The organism is uncultured Draconibacterium sp. (assembly GCF_913060805.1).
GTDB lineage: Bacteria > Bacteroidota > Bacteroidia > Bacteroidales > Prolixibacteraceae > Draconibacterium.
The window spans coordinates 1-5331 of the sequence record NZ_CAJXTC010000076.1; the positions used below are offsets into that span (position 1 = coordinate 1).

Here is a 5331-nt window from a genome sequence, read left to right on the forward strand (position 1 = left end):
GATGCGGGTTACTTAACACGTCGTTTGGTAGACGTTGCCCAGGATGTTATCATCTCGGAAGACGACTGTGGAACATTGCGTGGTTTGGTAGCCAGTGATGTTAAAAATAACGAAGAGGTTGTTGCATCATTATTCGAAAGAATTATTGGTCGTACAACAGTTCACGATATTTACCACCCATTAAATGGTGAATTGATCATCAAATCGGGTGACGAAATTACTGAGGAGATTGCTAAAGTAATCGAAGACTCGCCAATTGAAACCGTTGAAATTCGTTCGGTATTAACCTGTGAATCGAAAGTTGGTGTATGTGCCAAGTGTTACGGACGTAACCTGGCTACCGGCAAGAAAGTTCAGAAAGGTGAAGCTACCGGTGTTATTGCAGCACAGTCGATCGGTGAGCCGGGTACACAGCTTACACTTCGTACCTTCCACGTTGGGGGTATCGCGGGTAACATCTCAGCACAATCAACAGTTGAATCGAGATACGATGGATACTGCGAGATTGAAGAGCTTCGTTCGGTATCGTACAAAGATGACGAAGGAAACGATGTTGAGGTTGTAGTAAGTCGTTTGGCCGAATTAAAGATTATTGATAAAAACACAAATATTCCGCTTTCTACCCACCCACTTCCATACGGTTGTAAACTGTATGTGAAAAACGGTCAGGAAATCCGTAAAGGAGCAATGATTTGTGATTGGGACCCATTTAACGGTGTAATTATTACCGAATTCGATGGTAAGGTAGAGTTTGAGAATCTGATCGAGGGTATTACTTTCCGTCAGGAATCGGATGAGCAAACAGGTTATAGCGAGCGTGTAATTATCGAAACAAAAGATAAGACCAAAAACCCAACATTGAAGATTATGGACGATGCCGGTGAAATGATCCGCTCGTACAACCTTCCCGTTGGAGGTCACATCTCTGTTGATAACGGACAAGAGGTTAAAGCAGGTAAGATTTTGGTTAAGATTCCTCGTGCTGCTGGTAAAGCGGGCGATATCACAGGGGGTCTGCCACGTGTTACCGAATTATTCGAGGCACGTAACCCATCTAACCCAGCCGTTGTTTCTGAGGTAGACGGTGAAGTTTCATTAGGTAAGATCAAACGTGGTAACCGCGAGATCATTGTTACCGCTAAAAACGGCGATGTGAAGAAATATCTTGTACCGCTGTCGAAACAGATCCTTGTTCAGGAGAACGACTACATCAGAGCAGGTATACCTTTATCTGACGGAGCAACAACTCCTTCTGATATTCTTGCAATTAAAGGGCCTACTGCTGTTCAGGAATACATTTTGAACGAAGTTCAGGACGTGTACCGCATGCAGGGTGTAAAAATTAACGATAAACACTTTGAGATTATCATCCGTCAGATGATGCGTAAAGTTGAGATCGTTGATCCGGGTGATACCCGTTTCCTTGAAAAGCAAATTGTAGACAAAAACGAATTCATGTCTGAAAACGACTGGATCTACAACAAAAAAGTTGTAGTTGATCCGGGAGATGCTGAAGGCCTAAAAGCCGGACAGATTGTTTCTTCGCGTCGTTTGAGAGATGAGAATTCGCAACTCAGAAGAAAAGATAAAAAACTGGTAGAGTCGAGGGACGCAATTCCTGCAACATCAAGCCAGATTCTTCAGGGTATTACAAAAGCAGCGTTGCAAACACGCAGCTGGTTGTCTGCAGCATCGTTCCAGGAAACAACAAAAGTTCTTAACGAAGCCGCTATCAACGGTAAGATGGATTACCTTGACGGACTGAAAGAGAACGTAATTTGTGGTCACCTGATACCGGCAGGTACCGGATTGAAAGAATACAAAAACCTTGTTGTTGGTTCTAAATCAGAGTACGACAGGTTAGTAGACATGAGACATTCGGATAATAGCTAAAAAGGATTACTATGGAAGATAAAAAGCACAAATCGCAACAGATAAACATTGAATTGAACGAGGAAGTAGCTCAGGGAACGTATTCGAACCTTGCCGTTATTACTCACTCAACTTCTGAATTTGTAGTTGATTTTGTACGAATTATGCCAGGTATTCCAAAAGCGAATGTAAAGTCCAGAATTATTCTTACACCGGAACATGCCAAACGTTTATTAATGGCTTTGCAAGACAATGTGGCTAAATTTGAAGCTCAGCACGGCCCGATTAAAAACGTGAAACCAGGTTCGGATCCGAATTTACCACCAATGAATTTTGGTGGCCCTACAGCTCAAGCTTAATAGTTTAACAAGCATAATATTAAAAGAGGAATCATTAGTGGTTCCTCTTTTTTTTGCGCAAGATTTTTGCATTATGGCAGTTCTTTTTAGTTCATATATTTTAATGAGCTGTTTTAATTTTCGTCCGGAACAATCATTAGCGTTGAACAGCTTTCTTCGCCGGACGATTTGCGTGATATCCCTTTACCCGGGGCGACGTAATTCAAAGAATTACTTTACCCCGGGTTAAAATATAACGCACTTTCAGCGCTTGTTATTAAAGCCCCAAAGGGGCGAAGGCAATAGCCCGGTGCGAATGACGGTAGTCAAGAAGCGCCGGAAAAGTTACGATTAAAATAAGTTATAGGGGCAAGGCCCCGGTACTTTACAGCATCGTACGTGAGGGCGAGGAAATTAAACGGAGCAAGAGTTTTGAAGCTCTTCAGAATATCAAAATAAGGATTGCCAGCGCATAAAAAAACCGGCCCGTAATAAACGAACCGGTTTTCTGAATTAATTTGGTTAGATTTGGTTTGAAATCCGCGGATGAAGGTAGTAAAATTATCTAAACACAGCAATCTGTAAATGGGTCAATTAGTTCTAAAAGTTGCATTTTAATCTGGACGAAAGTCCGAAACCCTAAATTTGTCCTGAACTTTTCAAATTCGTAAACCAGGATTAATCTTTTTAGTTGCATTATTAGCAGCATTCAATTACGCTTTAACAAAAACAAAGCTTACTCCTTTTACCATGAAAAATGCAGGCAAATACGCTTGAAAACAGCCTAAATCCTCCAATTTTTAATTAAAATGGTTTTAAATTAATTACTGCTTTTCCTGCTCAGAATTTTAGAATATTAAAGGCGATTGTTTTAAAGCATTGTCAGTATTGCGTTTGGACGGCCGCTTGCGTGCTGTATGCCTTGACTGCTGTGCTTTTTAACAAACATTAAAGGTCTCCGAGTCCTAATCTCTTTGGTTAGTTTTACACCGATTTTTATATTTGTTAGCTTTCAATTTCCAGGAGTAGCTATATTGCCTCCGGTAATAGATCGAAAAAATAAAGAAATTATATATCAATCAACAAAAATCTTATTGAATGAAGGCTTATAACATTATTGTTTTGGCGAAGCAGGTTCCCGACACAAGAAATGTGGGGAAAGATGCTATGAAGGCTGACGGGACGATAAACAGGGCTGTGCTTCCTGCCATCTTTAATCCCGAGGATTTAAACGCCCTCGAGCAAGCACTACGCATTAAAGATCAATTTCCTAAATCGAAAATCAATATTTTAACCATGGGGCCGGGTAGGGCTGCCGACATTATTCGCGAAGGTTTATACCGAGGTGCCGACGGTGGTATTTTGCTTACCGACCGTGCTTTTGCCGGTTCGGATACTTTGGCAACTTCGTATGCCATTGGACAGGCGCTGAAAAAAATGGGTAAAATTGATATGATCATTGCCGGTCGTCAGGCGATTGACGGTGATACTGCCCAGGTTGGTCCTCAGGTGGCCGAAAAACTAGGTATGTTGCAAATAACATACGTTGAAGAGGTGGTAGAAGCAACCGATAAATCGGTTACCGTAAAACGCCGTTTAGAGAATGGTGTGGAAACTGTAAAATGTCCGTTGCCTCTGGTAATAACTGTAAACGGATCGGCTCCGGATTGCCGCGCACGCAACGCCAAACGAATTATGAAATTCAAAAAGGCAAGAACAGTAACTGAACTTCAGAAAGAGAACGAAGATTACACAGCTTTATACAACGAACATCCCGACCTGATGATTCAGGAATGGACCGTTAACGATATTGAAACTGACGCTTCGCAGCTTGGTCTTACCGGCTCGCCAACCAAAGTGAAAACGGTGGAGAATGTGGTTCTTCAGGCAAAAGATTCGAAAGTAATTTCGGCTGCCGACGAAGAGATTGAAGCCATGATGGTTGAATTAATTAAGAGTCACACAATTGGCTAAGGCCATTACATGAATAGTTAAAAATTTGAAGAAATGAGCAACGTATTTGTTTATTGCGAAATAGAAGATGGCCAGGTAGCTGATGTTAGTCAGGAATTACTAACCAAAGGACGTGCGCTGGCAAACGAATTAAAATGTAAACTGGAAGCCATTGCCATTGGGGACAAACTCGATAAAATTGGCGATCAGATAATTCCTTACGGTGTTGATACACTTTACATCGCCGATGATAAGCGTTTGTATCCATACCAGACTTTGCCACACACATCGATTGTGGTGAACCTGTTTAAAGAACAGAAGCCTCAGATCGCTTTGATGGGCGCTTCGTCGATCGGTCGCGATTTAGGACCACGCGTTTCGTCAGCATTGCACAGTGGTTTAACTGCCGACTGTACCAGCCTTGTAATTGGCGATCATTACGATAAAAAACAGGACAAGAAATACGAAAACCTTCTTTACCAGATTCGTCCGGCATTTGGAGGAAACATCATTGCAACCATTATCAACCCCGATTGCCGCCCGCAAATGGCAACCGTGCGCGAGGGAGTGATGAAAAAGGAAATTCTTGATCCGAAATACAAAGGAAAAGTTGTAAAACTTGATGTGGCTAAATATGTAAGCAACGAGGATTTTGTTGTTGAGATTATCGAGCGCCACATGGAACAAAGCAAGGTGAATGTTAAAGGTGCACCTATTGTTGTTGCCGGTGGTTACGGTGTAGGTTCAAAAGAGAACTTCCAGCTGTTATACGATTTGGCAGAAGTTCTGGGTGGCGAAGTTGGTGCTTCGCGTGCTGCAGTCGACTCTGGTTTGGCAGGTCACGAGCGTCAGATTGGGCAAACAGGTATTACCGTTCGTCCGAAACTGTACATTGCCTGCGGTATCTCGGGGCAAATTCAGCACCGTGCCGGAATGGAAGAGTCTGCACAGATCATCGCGATCAATACCGACCCTGAAGCTCCGATCAATTCCATAGCCGACTATGTAATTACCGGAGATGTGGCAGAGATCATTCCTAAAATGATCAAGTATTATAAAAAGAACAGCAAGTAGTCACGATTTAAAATTGTAAAAAATGGCAAATTATTATACAGATAACAGCGAGTTAAAATTTCACCTGAATCACCCTTTAATGAAAGAGATCGTT

At 42.1% G+C, this 5331-nt stretch carries 3 protein-coding genes and 1 pseudogene; all 4 read left to right on the forward strand.

The window, feature by feature from the left end:
- Positions 1–1893 (forward strand): annotated as a pseudogene (locus QZ576_RS22460) (DNA-directed RNA polymerase subunit beta'); the annotation flags it as partial.
- A gap of 11 nt (positions 1894–1904) precedes the next feature.
- On the forward strand, positions 1905–2231 hold the full coding sequence (locus tag QZ576_RS22465; RefSeq protein WP_297101836.1) for a DUF3467 domain-containing protein: 327 nt from the start codon (positions 1905–1907) through the stop codon (positions 2229–2231).
- Between the two features lie 1077 nt (positions 2232–3308).
- On the forward strand, positions 3309–4184 hold the full coding sequence (locus tag QZ576_RS22470) for an electron transfer flavoprotein subunit beta/FixA family protein (RefSeq protein ID WP_297101839.1): 876 nt from the start codon (positions 3309–3311) through the stop codon (positions 4182–4184).
- Between the two features lie 33 nt (positions 4185–4217).
- Positions 4218–5237 carry an electron transfer flavoprotein subunit alpha/FixB family protein gene (locus QZ576_RS22475; protein ID WP_297101842.1) on the forward strand — a complete coding sequence of 340 codons (1020 nt, stop codon included), beginning with the start codon at positions 4218–4220 and terminating at the stop codon, positions 5235–5237.
- Positions 5238–5331 lie beyond the last annotated feature (94 nt).